Consider the following 16,516-nt stretch of genomic DNA (forward strand, 5'->3'; position numbering starts at 1 on the left):
CTCAGGCCGGCACGGCGACGAGATCGATGAGCTTCTTCAGCACCGTGTCGGCGTCGACGCCGTCGGCCTGCGCGTCGTAGGACAGGCTGATGCGATGGCGCAGCACCGGGAGCGCCACGGCGCGCACGTCGTCCGGCGTCACGTGGTCGTGCCCGTTCAGCCAGGCATGGGCGCGCGAGGCGCGGTCCAGGCTGATGCCACCACGCGGGCTGGCCCCGACGGCGATCCACTTCGCCAGCGTGTCGTCGTACTTCTTCGGCCCGCGCGTCGCACCCAGCAGGTCGACGATGTAGCGCTCGATGGCCTCGGCGACGTGGATGGCATGCACCTCCTGGCGTGCGGTGAACACCGACTCCTGCGGCACGCGGGCGCCGTCCTGCCGCGCGGCACCGGCGGGCGTGGCTTCCTCGCCACGCACCAGCCGCAGTACTTCACGCTCGTCCTCCGGCTTCGGGTAGTCCAGCACCACCTTCATCAGGAAGCGGTCCATCTGCGCCTCCGGCAGCGGATAGGTGCCTTCCTGCTCGATGGGGTTCTGCGTCGCCAGCACCATGAATAGCGGCGGCAGCGCATGCGTGTTGCCACCCACCGACACCTGCCGCTCCTCCATCGCCTCCAGCAGCGCCGACTGCACCTTGGCCGGCGCGCGGTTGATCTCGTCGGCGAGGATCAGGTTGCCGAACAGCGGCCCCGGCTGGAAGCGGAAGCTGTTCTTGCCGCCCTCCTGGTACAGCATGTCGGTGCCGGTCACGTCGGCGGGCAACAGGTCCGGGGTGAACTGGATGCGTCGCATGTCGGCGTCCAGGCTGGCCGCCAGTGCGCGCACGGTGCGCGTCTTGGCGAGGCCGGGCAGGCTCTCCAGCAACAGGTGGCCGTTCGCCAGCAGGCCGATGACCACCTGGCGGATCAGCGCCTGTTGCCCCTTGATGGAGGCTTCCATGTGCTGGATGAGCTGTTCGATGTCTGCACGTGCGTTCATGTCTTCAGGCTCCGTCAGGAATCAGCTTGCGGGTTGCGCCTCGGGGAACTTCCACTTGCCGTTGAGGATCTCCGCGCGCGGGCGGTACAGGCGCACCGTGTAGTTCCAGCCATTCACGATTGGAAGGCAGTTCGCCACCTTGCCGTCGCAACCACCGAACTGCACCGTCACCGCGCCGTTGGCGTCGCGCTTCGCGGTCAGGTTGTTGAGCGAGTAGGCGTTGAGCTCGTTCTTCTGGAAATAGCCTTCGGCGTTGTAGACGCTGATCGACCAGAAGGCGTCGACGGGGACGTCCTTCACCGTCAGCTTGTGCACCGTGGTGCCGTCGTTCTTCGGCGGGGTGAAGCTCAGGTAGGTGGCGTCCTTGTCCGGGTTGCCGCCCCAGCCCGCGGCCGTGCCCAACAAGTGGCGCACCGGGTCGACCTCTTTCTTCGTGCCGAAGGCCTTCTGGAAACCCGTGGTCGTCGAACTGAGCACCAGCAGCGCATCGCGCACCTTCTTCTGGCTGGCCTGGTCCCAGGCCGGTATCTCGAACTTGCCGACACTCTTCTGGCTGGACTTGATGCCGTCCTGCAGCGCATGCACCTGCGCCACATCTTTCGCATCGGCCGGATCGACCAGCGTGCGCACGCCAGCGACCACGTATCGCGTCCCCACCTTGTCGCGCGTCAGGGTGTGGCTGCCCTTGCCATAGGCCACGAGCGGGACGTAGTGGTCCTCGTTGATGATCTGCAGGGACATGAAGCGCTTGCCCGCATCTGGCAGCGTGACCGTGACGGGTCCGGCGTCCAGATCGAACACCGCCGAGGAGTAGAGCGTGTCGCGATTGAGGCGGATCACGGATTGGTGCTCGATGCTTGCCGGCTCGCGACGATGGGTGAACCTGCCCAGCCCGCCCTCCTTGATGAGGTTGCTCATGTACAGGTCGCTCTCGGCGCGCGCGAAGTTGTCGATGGTCACGGGCACCGTGCCACCGGTTTGCGCATGTACGGCGGAAGCTCCCGCCAGGATCGAGCCGACAAGCAGTAAGGTGAATTTCATGACGAACTCCATGGTTGGCATATCCAGGGCCTTCTATTGCAATCCCTTGCTACGACGCTCTGAAATCGCGCGAAGTGAGGCCGGTTCCCCCTGCCCCGGCCCGACGCGTGGTTGATGAGCACGGTCCAACTCACTTCGGAAAGAGGAAGGTCACCACAAAGCGCAGGCCCCAGCCATGCGGCCCGCTCTCGGTGCTGTCCGCCCAGTAGCGCACACCGCCGGTGAAGCTGACCGGCAGGCCGCTGACCTTGGTGAGCTTCGCCACCGTCAGGTTGAGCGGCACGGACCACTCGTTCGCCCGCCAGTCGTAGGTCGACTCGGTGTTGAACGCGAACGTCCATGCCCCCTTCGTCGTGTGCGCGAGAAAGGGCTGCAGGAAGGTGTTGCTCAGATCTGAACGCTGGTCGTCACCCGCCACGGACCAGATGTGGTTGGCGAGCGCGCCATAGGTCCACGGCCCGCTCTGCTTGAGCACCACGGCGGTGGGCCCGAGGCCCCACTTGCGGGCGCTCAGTTCGTCGTCGCTGCCGGTGGGCAACAGCAGTACCGGGCCAGCGCCCCAGATCAGGCCGCTCGCGGTCGGCTTGGCCGGCGAGAAGAAGAAGCTCTGCACGATGTCGCCGATGCCGCTCTGCGAGCCCGCGCCCGGCGCCACGTCCTTCTGGCTGATCACCGGCAGGATGGTGCGGGAGATGAGATTCCACTCGGCATCGAGGGTGATCGGCACTACCGGCTGGATGTTCAGCGTGGATCGGTCGCCGTCGCGCGCAGGGCCGATTTTCTGGTCGTAGTTGTACTGCAGGGGCACGCTGATCATCGCGGCCACCGGGTTGGACAGGCTCTTGGCCAGGTCCTCGTCGCTCTGCTGCGCGACGGCACCCGACGCGACGCCGGCCGCCGCGACCACCAGCGCGCAACGCGCGATGCCCGCGGCAAGCCCGCCCCGGAAGATGACCCGACCTGACACGTGTGTTCTCTCTCGAACGGACTTGCCGCCGGAACGCTGCTGGCTCATTGCTTTTCTCCTGTCTGTTTCTGTGGCGCACCCGCCACCCATTGGTAATAGGGGTTGTCGCCGTCGCGACGCATGACGTACTGCAGGGACTGCAGCCAGTTGGTGCGGTCGCCGGCGTAGGCATACAGGCCCGCCTCGTAGAAGATCAGCAGGTTGTCGCGCTCGCGTTCGATGGCCTTGGTCAGCGCCTCGTCCGCGCCGCGCAGCGGCACCGGCGTCTCCAGTTCGATCAGCCTCGGCAGCACTTCGGCAATCTCGTTGCGACGGACCCAGCCGGCGTATTCGATGCGCGGGCGGTCGTCGGTCACCGGCGCGGCATCCCCGGCATAGCGCTCCAGGCCCTTGCGATCCGTCACCCAGGTGGCCAGCAGCGCAGCGGGCGACGCGATGCCGACGGCCTGCAGGGCAGCGGCCACTTCCGGTCTTGCGAAGCGCGCGCTGATGCGTGCCGCGTCCAGCTCCAGCGGCTGCAGGGAACCCACCAGCAGCATCTCGTGCAGCTCGGTGGTCCACAGCGAGGCATGCGGAAAGACGTCGAGAAAGCTGCGCACCAGCGAGCGGGTGTCCTCGTCGTTCTGCGTGGGCAGCGGCAGCCATTGCGCCACGATGCCCTTGTCGTTGAGACGCGACGCGGCCAGGCGATAGAAGTCGCGCGAGTACAGGTTGACCACGCCGGCAGCCGAAGGCGGCGGCGGCTCCAGCGTGACGAGGTCGTAGCGCTCGTCGCTGGCCAGCAACTCTCGGCGGCCGTCGCGCAGGCGGATGTCCATGCGCGAGTCGCCCGCCACGCCGTTGTTGCCCTGGAACTGCGGCACGGCACGCAGCACCGCCGGCAGCAACTCGGCCACCACGCGCCGCTCCAGGTCCGGGTAGGACAGCAGGGCGCCGGCCGTGATGCCGGTGCCCAGGCCGATGACCAGCGCGGAGCGCGGCTCGCCGCCGTGCACGATGAGCGGCAGCAAGGCCTGCAGGCGCATGTAGCGCTGCGAGGTCATGGCGTCGCCGGAGTTCGACACGCCCTGGATGTACAGGCGGCGGAACTCGTTGCCACCGGCACTGCGTTGCGCCACCACCGCCACCGTGCCACCGCGGCTTTCCTCGTAGAACGCCAGCTCGCCCCCGCGCGAGGCGGCCAGCATGCTGGCCAGCCGGTCCGCCGGCGTCATGGCGACGCTGACCACGGCCAGCACCGCGACGGCCAGCGTGGCCACCCGCGGCAGGCTGCGCAGCTGCAAGCCGGGCAGTACCGCCGCGACACCGACGGCCGCCGCGCACAGGGCCAGCACGCCGAGCGCGTGGATGAGCCCCAGCTTCGGCAGCAACACGAAACCCACCAGCAGGCTGCCGACGATGCCGCCCAGCGTATTGAGCGCCAGCACGCTGCCGGTGTCACGCCCGGCGCGGTCGGCGTTCACCACCAGCCGCAGCGCCGCCGGGAAGGCGGCGCCCAGCAGCAGCGTGGGCAGCAGCACGATGCAGACCGCTGCGACCGCGAAGCGCGCGGACATCGCCGCCAGCGGGGAGTCCGACAGGCTGCGCACGGCGGCAGCCGCCTCGCCCTGCAGGAAAGGCAGCCATGAACCCAGTCCGGCGAACAGCAGCAGGGACAGCAGGCCCGCGCCGGCCACCAGCAGGCCGAAGACACCCCAGGGATCGCGCGCGCGGTCGGCGTAGCGCGCGTAGATCGCGCTGCCGATGACCAGCCCCGCCAGGTAGGTCGCGAGCATCACCGCGAAGGCGAAGCTGCGCGTGCTCATGAACTGCACGATGGCCTGCGACCAGATGATTTCGTAGCCCAGCGCGATGCCCCCGGCGATCGCGTAGAGACGCACCGCGCGACGGGCGGATGCCGCATCCGGCGAGGCCGCTGCCGCATCCGAGGACGTCGCCGATGACGCGGCGTCACGCACCGTCGTCTTGCCGCGCTTCGCGTTCACCGCGGTAGCAGCGGGCGCGGCAGCTACGGCCTCTGCCACGACACCAGGCTCGGCCGGCGACGGCAGCCTGCGCGCGAAGCCCCATGCCAGGCCGGCCATCAGCAGGTTGATGGCGGCGGCGACCAGGGCGCTGCCCTGCACGCCGAACGCGGGAATGAGCAGGAAGGGCACCAGCAGGGCGCCGACGATGGCCCCGGCGGTGTTGGCTGCATACAGGCCACCCCCCACCGCGCCCACGCGCTGCTGCTGCGGACGCCAGGCGCGCATCAGCGCCGGCAGGGTGCCGCCCATGAGGACGGCCGGCAGTGCGATGACCAGGAATGGCAACAGCATGGCGACGACGCCGGCCTGCGCCTCCAGTCGCGCGTAGGCCGGCGCGGCGTGCGCCAGGCCCAGCGTCAGCAGGACGCCCAGCACTGCGACACCGGCTTCCAGCACGGAGAACACGCGCATGGGCGTGGCACTGTTTTCCACGCGCCGGCCGATCCAGGCCGCGCCCAGCGCCAGCCCGGCAAAGAATCCACTGATGACGGTCGCAACCGCGTGCACATCCACGCCGACGACCAGGGACAGCTGCTTGATCCACAGCACCTGGTAGATCAGTGCCGCGGTACCGGACGAGAAAAGAAGGAATGCGATCACGGCCGGTCTGTGTGTCGGGGAGAAGTGCGCATGGGCGGTGATACGCGATGCGGCTTCCGCTGGCGCATGCGGGGGCTCGACGGCGGCGGACCGTTCATCGATGACGCGTGAAGAGTTGCTCAATCGTCAGACTCCCTGCCCCGATACCGCTTGATCCGCCAGGCACGACGGTCTCCGGAGCCGGAGACCGTCGCATGCCGTCGCTACCGCTACTTCTTCTGCGACTCCATCCTCTCGCGTACCTGCCGCTTCACGTTCTCCTCGATCTGGTCGATCGTGAAGCTCGCCGGAATCTGGCTGGGCGGATAGTCGATGAAGGTCTGCAGGAAAGCGCCTGCGCGTCGCTGTGCATCGATCAGGACGTAGGGATTCTCGGTCTCCATCTGGTGCCAGGAATTGGTCGGTCCCATGCTGGCGCGCTCATACGGGTCCATTCGCAGGTTGTAGAGGTTGGGTGCCCGCAGGCAGGTGAAGGGCTCCTTCCATATCTCCATGCCACCCGGCGCCCGCTGCTCGCAGAAGACGATCTTCCAGGACGTCGGCGTCGTGGCCCCCGGCAACAGTACGTCGTATCGCATCGCTACCAGATCGGCATCGTCGTCGAAGTAGTAGAACTCATTGCGCGCGCTCTTGTCGGTCTGCCCGGTCAGCAGCGGAAGCTGGTTGTAACCGTCGAGATGGACCTTGGCGCTCTTGCCACCGACGCTCGCGCCCTTCAGCAGGCGATCCTTGATCGTCGTATCCCCCGCCGCGGCAAGCAGGGTCGGGAACCAGTCCAGGCCGGAGAACAGCGCATTGCTGGTTTCGCCCGGCTTGACCTTGCCCGGCCAGCGGATCATCGCCGGCACGCGGAACGCGCCCTCCCAGTTGGAATCCTTCTCGCTGCGGAATGGCGTGTTGGCCGAATCCGGCCAGGTGAAGAAGTTGGGGCCGTTGTCGGTCGTGAAGATGACGATGGTGTCCTTGGTGAGGCCCGTGTCGTCCAGCGTCTTCAACAGTTTCCCGACGTTCTGGTCCATCTCCCACATGCCGTCCGCGTATTCATGGCCATTGCCGAGGCCGGCCTTGCCGCGGTACTCCTGGCGCACGTGCGTGAAGACGTGCATGCGCGTGAAGTTCATCCACAGGAAGAAGGGCTGCTTGCCGCTGGCCTGCTTCTTCAGGTACTCCACCGCGGCGCCGGTGGTCTCATCGTCGATGGTCTCCATGCGCTTGCGGTTGAGCGGACCGGTGTCCTCTACCTTGCCATCGGCGGTGGCACGAATCACCCCGCGCGGGTTGTAGAACTTCAGGAAGCCGGGGTCATTCTTGGGCCAGTAGGCCCGCTCGGGTTCCTCTTCCGCGTTGAGGTGGTAGAGGTTGCCGAAGAATTCGTCGAAGCCGTGCTTGGTCGGCAGGAAGCGATCCTGGTCACCGAGGTGGTTCTTGCCGAACTGCGCCGTCGCATAGCCTTGCGCCTTGAGTGCCTGGGCAATGGTGATGTCGCGGTCCTGAAGACCCACCGGTGCGCCCGGCAGGCCCACCTTGGACAAGCCGGTGCGGAAGGTCGACTGACCGGTGATGAAGGTGGAACGACCCGCCGTGCAGCTGTTCTCCGCGTAGTAGTCGGTGAACATCATGCCTTCCTTGGCGATGCGGTCGATGTTGGGCGTCTTGTACCCGACCAGTCCATGCGTGTAGGCGCTGATGTTGGATTGGCCTACGTCGTCACCGAAAATCACCAGGATGTTGGGTTTTCCGCCCGACTGCGCGGCAGCCTGCGGACTGAATGCGGCACAGGCGAATAGCGGAACCGCCATCGCGAGCAAACCGCGTTTGAGTCTGGATACAGATGGCATTTCGCCCTCCTGTCAGTTGCCGCAGTGCGGCGGGGTTGCAGAAACCTGCGGTACGCCGTTGCGGCGTCGTGGATGGTCGGGGTGTTGGTGGGTGTGCCGGTCGCGGCGCTCACTTGCCGCCGGGATAGATGCGCTTCCAGTCCCGCTTCATGCTGACGACGGTCCAGCCGTCGGCATTCGCCTGGTCGAGCGCCTTGTCCAGCTTGCCGATGTGGGAGGTACGGTCGTAGGCGAATTCGCGCTCGGCGTCGTCGTGGTGGACGATCAGCGCCAGGCCGCCACCGGGCCGGCCGGCCACGGTCTGCAGCATCTGCTGGTCGCCGTCGGAGTTGCCGAAGGCCAGCATCGGCCAGCGGCCGATGTTGCGATATATGCCGATGGGCTTTCCGGGGCCGTCATCGACGAAATCGATCTTCGGCTCGCGCACCAGCGTGGGCTTGCCGTCGCGCAGCTCGAACTTGATGAGCTGGCTGGAGCCGACCACCTGCTCGGGCGGAATGCCGTACACCTTCTCCGACCAGGGGCGCATGAAGTCGATGGTGCCGCCGGACACGATGTAGGTCTTGAAGCCGTGGGCGCGCAGGTACTTCAGCAACTCCAGCTGCGGCTGGTAGACCAGTTCGGTATAGGGCTTGTTGAACTTCGGGTGGCGCGCACTGGCCAGCCAGTCGCGGATGGTCTTGTCGTACTCGCCCACCGTCATGCCGCTGTTGGCGGCCGCGAGCAGCTCCAGCGCTTCCTTTTTGTGCTGGGCGAGCGCGGCGAAGTCGTTGGCCTGCAGCGCCTTGAAGGCCGGGTTGTCCTTCCACTCCGGGTGCTGGGGCGCCGCCGCCTTCACCTGGTCCAGCATGAAGACGAACTGGAAGTACAGCGGCTGCTCCGACCACAGGGTGCCGTCGTTGTCGAAGACGGCGATGCGTTCCGCCGGCGGCACGTACTTCGGCGAGCCCTTGCGGGTCACGTCGGCGACGAACTTCGTGATGGCCTGCTTGCTCGCCCCCGCATTCCAGGACGGCAGGGGATCGGCCGCCTGCGCCATGCCGGGCAGCATGCACAGGGAGAGCAGCAGCATCCCGAACCGGCACAGACGCTTCATGCCTCCCACTCCTCCCACTCCTCCCGCTGCTCCCGTTCCTCCCATTGCTCGCCTCATGCCCCGACCCTCCAGTTTTGCCGTGCCGCGAGGGTGCGCTGAAGCGAAAGAAGCCGCATCGTCCTTTGGTGCCGAGCCCTTTGCACTTTGGTGCAAGCGCCACGGACGAGCGGAATGACGAAGCCCGTCGCGACAGTGGTTCGCGACGGGCTTCGTTCAGCCTGCCGGGCGTCGCTGCGGAACCGGTCCGGTGAGCCAGGACTGGTTTCGCAGCAGCCTCTTACTTGTTCAGTTCGACGACCACTTCGCTGAGGGTGCCCTTGAACGTGAAGGGAGGGATGTAGTCGTAGGTCACGGGCGTGCCGGTGTCCGAGCCGATGTCCTGGTTCTCGGACAGCGAGTACTTGAACGGTGACGTCCTGTCGATCTTCCGCGAGGCGACGGTCTTGCCGTCGAGCAAGAGCTTGAGCGTGCCACCTTTGCCGAAGTCCTTTCCGCCCTCGTACGCAAACTCCATCCTGAGCACGCGCTCGCCGGCGGGCACGGACTCCTGGCTGGTCACCCCGTAGTTCTCGACATCGAGGAAGTTGTGCGCGGCCGCCAGCTTGCCGTCCTTGAGGTAGAAGGCCCAGCCCCCGGTATTGCCGCCCTGCGTGAAGATCACGCCGTTGGCATTGGCGTCCACCTTCACCCTGGCGGTCACCGAGAAAGACTTGTTCTTCAGGTCAGGCGCAGACGCCTCCGGCAGACCGGCCAGCGGGCCCGGGTACACATAGCGGGTGCGCCCCGCCGCCAGGTTGGGCTTGCCCGTGAACTCCGAGCTGAAGCGTTCGGCACCCCGCCAGTCCAGCGGCAAGGCCTTGTTGGCAGAGGCCTGCGCCCACCACAGGGACGTCAGCTCGGCCAGCTTTTCCGGGTTCTGTTTGGCGAGGTCCTTCGACTGGCTGAAGTCCTCGTTGAGGTTGTACAACTCCCACTTGGCGGTCAGCGGATCGAACTTGCCGCGCTCGGCCTGCCAGGGTTCGAAGGCCAGCGACGCTGCCCACCAGCCGTCCTTGTACATGCCACGGTTCACGAAGAGCTCGAAGTACTGGCTGGTACGCAGTTCGGGAGCCTTGGCGTCGTCGAATGCAGCCAGCATGCTGCGCCCCTGGATGGGGGTCTGCTCCGTGCCGTTCACGCTGCGCGGCTCCTCCACGCCTGCCGCGGCGAGGATGGTCGGTGCCACGTCGATGAGATGCGTGAATTGCGTCCTCAACTGTTCGCCCTTCTTGATGCGTGCGGGCCACTTCACGACCATCGGATTGCGCGTGCCGCCGAGGTGGCTGGCCACCTGCTTGGTCCACTGGAACGGGGTGTTCATGGCGTGCGCCCAGCCTGCAGGGAAATGGTTGAAGTGCCTTTCGGTGCCGATCTCGTCGATGCGACCCAGCATCTCCTTGTAGGTCATCTGGTAGGTATTGAAGAAGGCATTCTCGTTCAGCGTGCCGTCCATGCCACCTTCGGCCGAGGCACCGTTGTCACCCGCGATGTAGATGACCAGGGTGTTGTCGGCATCCGGCGTGGAGGCCACGTAGTCCAGCACGCGTCCCACCTCCTGGTCCACGTGGTAACCGTAGGCAGCGAACACTTCCATCATTCGCGAATAGAGCCGCTTCTGGCTGGCGTTCAGGGAGTTCCATGCAGGCAGACTGGCTGGACGCGGCGTCAGCACGGCGTTTTTGGGAATCACGCCCTTGGCTTTCTGGCGATCGAAGGTCTGCTGGCGGTAGACATCCCAGCCCTGGTCGAACTGACCCTTGAACTTGTCGATCAGCTCCTTGGGGGCCTGGTGCGGGGCATGCGTCGCAGCCGGCGCGTAGTACATGAACCAGGGCTTGTCGGGCTGGATTGCTGCGGTGGTCTTGAGCCAGTCGAGCGCACGGTCGGCGAGATCGACGCTCAGGTAATAGTCCTTGGCGGTCGGCGTTCCGAGCGGCGTCTGGTTCTGGTAGAGGTAGGGACGCAACTGATTGGTGTCACCCGCCATGAACCCGTAGAAGAAGTCGAATCCCAGTCCGTTCGGCCAGTGGTCGAAGGGGCCCATGGGGCTCGTCTCGTAGATGGGGGTGTTGTGGTTCTTGCCGACCCAGGCGGTGATGTAGCCGTTCTGCCTGAGCATCTCGGCCACGGTCGCGGTGTCTTTCGGAATGATGCCGGTATAGCCGTCGTAGCCGGTCGCAACCTCGGTGATGTTGCCGGTGCCTGCCACGTGATGGTTGCGGCCGGTGAGCAAGGCGGCACGCGAGGGCGAGCACACCGCGGTGGTGTGGAAGCGGTTGAAGAACAGCCCGTCCCTGGCGAGTTGATCCAGCTTCGGAGAAGGCACACCGCCACCAGCCACCGAGAACTGGCCGAAGCCTGCGTCGTCGAGCAGGATCAGCAACACGTTGGGCGCTCCGGCGGGAGCCTTTCGCGGCACCGGAAACTGCGCCGGATCGGAATCGAGGTAGGAGGTGCCGACGTTGCCCTGGTACTTCTGTTCGGCGTACGGCAATACAGCCTGGCCGCGTGGCGGCGGCGTGACGCTCTGCGCCGAGACGGAACACACCGGCAGGACCAACGCTGCCAGGGCCAGCAAGCGCCTGTTGAGCAAATGCAGTTTCGTGCGCCATGCGCCCGAGGCGCTCGTGAGCGATCCGGTGGTAGTACCTGGTGACATTTCCTGACTCCTGTGCGGGTTTCGATCCATCTGTTGCATGCGTGCTGTCGCCGTGTCGCGCGTCAGCCCACGAGCTCGAAATCGGCGAGCTTGAAGCTCTTGTTGTTCATGGCATCCGTCGGGCCGTAGAAGCGCATGGCCGGCATCGGGCGCTTGCCGGAGGTCGGTATCCAGTTGTTCTCCAGCCCGGCCGGCGCCTTGGGACCGACGTAGAGGGTCACGCCGCCATCCGCGTTCTTCTTCATCTTGTCGACGTCGTAGGAGGACAGCGTGGTGCGGTTGCTGTCGCTGTAGATGAAGCCCATGGTCATGCGGTCATAGACGGTCAAGGCCCAGAACTGCTTGACGGGCATGTTCGCCGGCACGTCGAGCCTGTAGGTCTTGCCCGCCTCCAGCAGTTTTCCGTCCTTGTCGGCCAGCGCCATCATGTACTGCGTGGCCGGCGTGTCGCTGAGCACCTTGGGCATGTAGGTGCACCAGAAGTACTCGGCGGCGCGCTCGGTGATGTCGATGGCGTTGTCGTAGACGAAGGTGAACCTGCGGTTCGCGTCGGTCTGCAGCAGGGAGACGTAGTGGCGGTCCGGCCAGTAGACGCGCTTGACCATCTCTGTGTCGAACCACCAGTGCATGTAGTACCAGGCATCGACGACCGCCTGGCGCATGGCGCGCTTCGCGGTCTCGTCGGGCGCGAACGGCTTGCCCTTCTCGATGCCGATGGACTTGAGCATGCCCATCATGACCTTGTCCTGCTTCCGGACAGGCTCCACGCTCATGATGGCGTGCATGTCCTGGAAGTGGCGCTCGTCGTAGAAGGGCAAGGTCGGATAGCGCTGGTCGGAAGGGTCCACGAACTTCTGCTTCGGCGGGATCTTCGCTTCCGACAGGTAGTACATGCGCAACTTCTGCGCATAGTGGAAGGCATCCTCGATGGACTTTCCCTGCGCTCGCACGGAGCGGAAGGCAAGTGCGATGCGGAAGCTCGGCGACGCGACGTGCAGGTATCCGGCCGGGACCTTTCCCTTGAAGCCCGGTGGTGTGAACAGGTACTTGCCGCCCTTGCCCTTGTCGAGACCGGCTGGCCCGACGTCGGCAATCGTGAGTTGCCAGGCATCGACGACCTGTCCGTACAGGCTGCCGTCAGCGCCCGCGGGAGGAACCTCCAGCACCACCGGCCCTTTGCGCAAGTCGGTGTACGCGCCGATGTAGGGCGTGGAGCTGTTGGCCGTGATGGCCTCCAGCTTCGGCGTGGCCGTCTGCGAGTAGGTGATGATGTCGTTGTCCTTCATTCCCAGGTCGTCGAACGCCGCACGGCGGAAGCTGTAGATGGCGATGGCCGGCATGTTCCACAGCACGGCCTCGAACGCGCGCTGGTACTTGATCTGGTAGTCGAAGTCCTTGATGGACGGGGCCGCGCCAGCAGGAGGCCGGCCCCCCAAAGGCTCTCCACCGGCCTGCGCAAACGCCGGGCCGGACCCCAGCAGGCCAAGCAGTGGTGTTCCAGCCACTGCGCTGGCGGCCGCGATGAATGTCCTGCGTTTCATGAGCTCAGTTCTCCATGGACGCCATGCCGATGCCGGCAGCGCCTTTCTGTGACGGCGGGTAGTCCTTCATGCTCTTCTCGAAGGCTTCGAGATGCGGCGCGATGATCGGAATGATCCAGCTGCGCTGCTGTTGCCAGCGGAAGTGGTCGCCGGCCTCGGGTGAGCGTTCGTAGGGATCGAGCTTGATGTCGATCACCAGGCCACCAGGGATCGGCTTGGCGGCCTCCATCCACTTGTCCTTGACGGCGGTGTGGATCTTCCAGTGGCCGACGCGTACCGCGTTCAGGTTGGTCTCGGCGAAGTAGAAGAACTCCTGCCGCTTCGACTTGCCATCGGCCCTGGTCAGCATGTCGAGCTGGTTGTAGCCGTCGAGGTGGTTCCTGAAGGTCTTTCCGCCGACGTTGAGGCCCTTCAGCAACTGGGCCTTCACGTCCGGTTTGCCCACCGCAGCCATCAGGGTCGGCAGCCAGTCTTCGGACGTCATGAACTCACCCGTCCAGGTGTCGGGCTTGATGTGGTCCGGCCAGCGGACGAGCATCGGCACGCGGAAGCCGCCATCCCAGGTGAGTCCTTTCTCGCCGCGGAACGACGCGGCACCGCCGTCCGGCCAGTGCGAGAGGTTCACCCCGTTGTCGGAGGTAAACAGCACGATGGTGTTCTTGCTCAGGCCCTCCTGGTCGATGGTGTTCAGCAGCTTTCCCACCAGCGAGTCGAGCTGCAGCAGGGCGTCCGCGTACTCGGTGTGGCCGCTCTTGCCCAGCCACTGGTTGCTGACGTGGATCTTCTGGTGCATCCGCGACGGGGTGAACCACAGGAAGAAGGGCTTGTTGGCCGCCTTCTGCTTCCTGACCCAGTCGATCGACTTGTCGGTGAAGGTGTCGTCGATGGTCTTCATGCGCTCGATGGTGAGCGGCCCTTCGTCGGTGATCTTCTGCCTGCCGACGCGGCCCCAGCGCGGCTCGTCCGTGGCGTCATCCGTGCCGGTGGCGACAGCATGGATAACGTTGCGGGGAATGCCGGGAAACTTCGGGTCCTTCGGGAAGTTGGTCATCTCGGCTACCTCCATGATGTTCAGGTGGTAGAGAAAGCCGAAGAACTCGTCGAAGCCGTGCACGGTCGGCAGGTACTCGTTGCGGTCACCGATGTGCGACTTGCCGAACATCCCCGTCGCGTACCCCTCCGCCTTGAGCAGCTGGGCCAGGGTGACGTCGCTGTCCTGTATGCCGACCCTGGCGCCGGGCTGCCCGACCGCCGTCAGGCCGGTGCGCACGGGGTACTGCCCGGTGATGAATGCCGCGCGCCCTGCCGTGCAACTGGGCTGCGCGTAGTAGTCGGAGATCATCAGCCCTTCCTTGGCGAGACGATCGATGTTGGGTGTGGTGACGGCACCAAGGCCGCGGTTGTAGGCCGACAGGTCCATGGGCGCCATGTCGTCGACCATGATGACCACGATGTTGGGTTTGTCTGCGGCCCGCGCCGGGCCCAGGGCGGCCATGCACAGGCAGAGACCCAGCAGGACATTTCTCAGGATGAGCATGATGAAACCTTGTGGTGGCTGGAAGGCAGAGGTCGCCTTCATCGCTGGATCGGGAGGCGTGCCGGAAAGCCGGCGATGCGCAAGGCGCGCAGCCGCGGAACGGGGCTGGCGAAGCGCATGGTCGGAGCGAAGCTGGCGTTGGCGTTCATGGCGTGTCCCGGCGCGTTGCCGTACCAGGAGGTGGTACGGGGATGCAGCGGGAGAATCGCGCCATCAGGCGTGCGAGCGCATCGTCCTTTGGTGCTGAGCCGCTTGCACTTTGGTGCAAGGGCGCGGGGGCGGGAGACGTCCGGGACACGGCCGGACGCTTGCGGTGGCGGCCCGTCGCGGCGCCCGGGCGGCGCGCGAGGCCAGCGTTGCGGCGGGGCCGGCACCACCGTGTGGCGCCGGCCGGGGAGGCCTGCCCGGTAGACCTACTCCTACTGGTAGTAGTCCGGCCTGCCCAGGCGCTCGGCCATGCGGACCAGGTCGGGCAGCGTGTGCGCCCCCATCTTGTCCATGACCTGCGCGCGATGGGCCTTGACGGTGCGCTCGGCCATGTCGAGCGCTTCGGCGATGTCCCGATTCAGGACACCTTCCACCACCATGCGCATGACGTCGCGCTCGCGATCGCTGAGCTGGGCGTAGCGGGCCTGCAGTTGCAGCCAGGACTGGCGCCGGCTACGCAGCTCGCTGTCGCGCACCAGGGCGGCCTCGATGACGCCGGTCAGCACGCTGCCTTCCACCGGTTTGGCGAGGAAGTCGAACGCGCCGGCCTTCATCGCAGTGGCGGTCGAGGGCACATCGCTCATACCCGACAGGAAGACCACCGGCGGCGGGTCCTGCCAGTGGGACAGCGCACGCTGCAGCTCCAGCCCGCTGGCGTCGGGAAGGTCCATGTCCAGCAGGAAGCAGCCCGGCGTCTGCTGTGCGTCCAGCAGCACCTCTGCAACCGAGGCGTAGGTGCTTACCTCGAAGCCGGCGCTGCGCAGCAGGCGCTGGATGGCGGTGCGGAACGAAGGGTCGTCGTCGACGACCCGCACCACGACCCGCGCTGGCTTGCCGGCGTTCGCGGCGGGAACGGCTGCATCGATGGTCGGGGCGGTCTGGTTCATGATGCGGCCTCCTCTGCAATGGCGAGATTCTCGGGGCGTTTCATGGCGGGCACGGGGAGCGGCTCCGCAATCTGTATGGCGAAACTGGCGCTGGTGCCGCCACCTTCACGGCGCGCGAGGCTGATGCGCCCCTGGTGCCGGTCCATGATGCTGCGGCTGATGGTGAGTCCAAGGCCGAGGCCGTCCGGCTTGGTGGTGTAGAAGGACTCGAACAGCCGGTGGCGGTCGTCGTCGTTCAGCCCCACGCCGCGATCCATCACGTCGCAGGCCATGTCGCCCCCTTCCAGCCGGGTGGTGATGACCAGTTCGCGTTGTGCGGCCGGCACCTGGGCCATGGCATCCATGGCGTTGAGCAGCAGGTTCATCAGCACCTGCTGCAACTGGGTGCGGTCGCCCAGCACCGGCACGCAATCGGGCGACAGCCGGGTGACGATGCGCACCTCGTTGCGGCGCAGGGCACCTTGCGAGAGCTGCAGGGTGCTGGTGACGAGGTCGTTGAGGGACACCGGCAGCATCTCCTGCTCCGCCTTGGCGAGCAGGCTGCGGATCTGCTTCACGATCTTGCTGGCGCGCAGGTCGTCGGCGCGGATGTCGGCCAGGATGCAGCGGACGTCGTCGATCTGCGGTGGGGATTGCTGCAGCAGCAGGTCCGCCGCCTCGGCATTGCTGAGGATGGCACCCAGCGGCTGGTTGATCTCGTGGGCGATGGAGCCGGTCAGCTCGCCCACCACGGCCAGGCGGGTGGTGTGGGCCAGGTCTGCCCGGCGCAGGGCGGCGAGTCGCTCCGCGGCTTTGCGGCGACGGCGTTCGTCCAGCCACAGCACGCAGAAGGCGCAGCAGGCCGCGAGGGAAATCATCAGCGACCCGGCGTGACCGTCAAAGAGGTGTTGCAACACGCCGCGCTACCGACAACACAGAAGATTCCGGCACGTACATGACTTCCCCCAGACGACGCTTCAGGTTGTACGTTCTTATGTTTGTCGAAGCAGATATTCACTATCCAACATGAATGCGACGTTTTCAAGATATTCCGAATAGGTTTTCCACAATCAGGCAGGCTGCACCGTGTTGTCATGCCCCAAAGGGCAGAGGCTGGCC

General features: G+C 65.9%; 11 protein-coding genes. All 11 read right to left on the reverse strand.

The window, feature by feature from the left end:
- Window position 1: 1 nt before the first annotated feature.
- Entirely contained in the window at window positions 2–979 is a 978-nt protein-coding gene (locus VVD47_RS09285) for an AAA family ATPase (protein ID WP_327603126.1), read from the reverse strand.
- A gap of 21 nt (window positions 980–1,000) precedes the next feature.
- Window positions 1,001–2,020, reverse strand: a complete 1,020-nt coding sequence (locus VVD47_RS09290; protein WP_327603127.1) for a DUF1254 domain-containing protein — start codon at window positions 2,018–2,020, stop codon at window positions 1,001–1,003.
- 130 nt (window positions 2,021–2,150) lie between these two features.
- Window positions 2,151–3,035, reverse strand: a complete 885-nt coding sequence (locus VVD47_RS09295) for a transporter (RefSeq protein WP_327603128.1) — start codon at window positions 3,033–3,035, stop codon at window positions 2,151–2,153.
- Complete coding sequence (locus tag VVD47_RS09300) at window positions 3,032–5,614, reverse strand: fused MFS/spermidine synthase (RefSeq protein WP_327603129.1); 2,583 nt, start codon at window positions 5,612–5,614, stop codon at window positions 3,032–3,034. Before VVD47_RS09300 ends, VVD47_RS09295 begins: the two co-directional genes overlap by 4 nt.
- Before the next feature lie 209 nt (window positions 5,615–5,823).
- A complete protein-coding gene (locus tag VVD47_RS09305) occupies window positions 5,824–7,413 on the reverse strand; it encodes an arylsulfatase (protein WP_327603130.1) in 1,590 nt (529 codons plus the stop codon).
- Window positions 7,414–7,561: 148 nt separating this feature from the next.
- On the reverse strand, window positions 7,562–8,548 hold the full coding sequence (locus tag VVD47_RS09310) for an HAD family hydrolase (RefSeq protein ID WP_327603131.1): 987 nt from the start codon (window positions 8,546–8,548) through the stop codon (window positions 7,562–7,564).
- A gap of 277 nt (window positions 8,549–8,825) precedes the next feature.
- Entirely contained in the window at window positions 8,826–11,180 is a 2,355-nt protein-coding gene (locus VVD47_RS09315) for an arylsulfatase (RefSeq protein ID WP_327603132.1), read from the reverse strand.
- Window positions 11,181–11,308: 128 nt separating this feature from the next.
- Window positions 11,309–12,787, reverse strand: a complete 1,479-nt coding sequence (locus tag VVD47_RS09320) for a DUF1254 domain-containing protein (RefSeq protein WP_327603133.1) — start codon at window positions 12,785–12,787, stop codon at window positions 11,309–11,311.
- Between the two features lie 4 nt (window positions 12,788–12,791).
- Window positions 12,792–14,366 carry an arylsulfatase gene (locus tag VVD47_RS09325; RefSeq protein WP_327603134.1) on the reverse strand — a complete coding sequence of 525 codons (1,575 nt, stop codon included), beginning with the start codon at window positions 14,364–14,366 and terminating at the stop codon, window positions 12,792–12,794.
- Between the two features lie 377 nt (window positions 14,367–14,743).
- Entirely contained in the window at window positions 14,744–15,418 is a 675-nt protein-coding gene (locus tag VVD47_RS09330) for a response regulator transcription factor (protein WP_327603135.1), read from the reverse strand.
- Entirely contained in the window at window positions 15,415–16,275 is an 861-nt protein-coding gene (locus tag VVD47_RS09335) for a sensor histidine kinase (protein ID WP_327603136.1), read from the reverse strand. The genes VVD47_RS09330 and VVD47_RS09335 overlap by 4 nt, the downstream gene beginning before the upstream one ends.
- Window positions 16,276–16,516: the final 241 nt, after the last annotated feature.

Source organism: Uliginosibacterium sp. H1 (genome assembly GCF_036017065.1).
Taxonomy (GTDB): domain Bacteria; phylum Pseudomonadota; class Gammaproteobacteria; order Burkholderiales; family Rhodocyclaceae; genus Uliginosibacterium.

Bases quoted from the DNA above. Each gene is read 5' to 3' on its own strand.
- VVD47_RS09285 (WP_327603126.1), bottom strand. From the start codon at position 979: ATGAACGCACGTGCAGACATCGAACAGCTCATCCAGCACATGGAAGCC.
- VVD47_RS09290 (WP_327603127.1), bottom strand. From the start codon at position 2,020: ATGAAATTCACCTTACTGCTTGTCGGCTCGATCCTGGCGGGAGCTTCC.
- VVD47_RS09295 (WP_327603128.1), bottom strand. From the start codon at position 3,035: ATGAGCCAGCAGCGTTCCGGCGGCAAGTCCGTTCGAGAGAGAACACAC.
- VVD47_RS09305 (WP_327603130.1), bottom strand. From the start codon at position 7,413: ATGGCGGTTCCGCTATTCGCCTGTGCCGCATTCAGTCCGCAGGCTGCC.
- VVD47_RS09310 (WP_327603131.1), bottom strand. From the start codon at position 8,548: ATGAAGCGTCTGTGCCGGTTCGGGATGCTGCTGCTCTCCCTGTGCATG.
- VVD47_RS09320 (WP_327603133.1), bottom strand. From the start codon at position 12,787: ATGAAACGCAGGACATTCATCGCGGCCGCCAGCGCAGTGGCTGGAACA.
- VVD47_RS09325 (WP_327603134.1), bottom strand. From the start codon at position 14,366: ATGAAGGCGACCTCTGCCTTCCAGCCACCACAAGGTTTCATCATGCTC.
- VVD47_RS09330 (WP_327603135.1), bottom strand. From the start codon at position 15,418: ATGAACCAGACCGCCCCGACCATCGATGCAGCCGTTCCCGCCGCGAAC.
- VVD47_RS09335 (WP_327603136.1), bottom strand. From the start codon at position 16,275: ATGATTTCCCTCGCGGCCTGCTGCGCCTTCTGCGTGCTGTGGCTGGAC.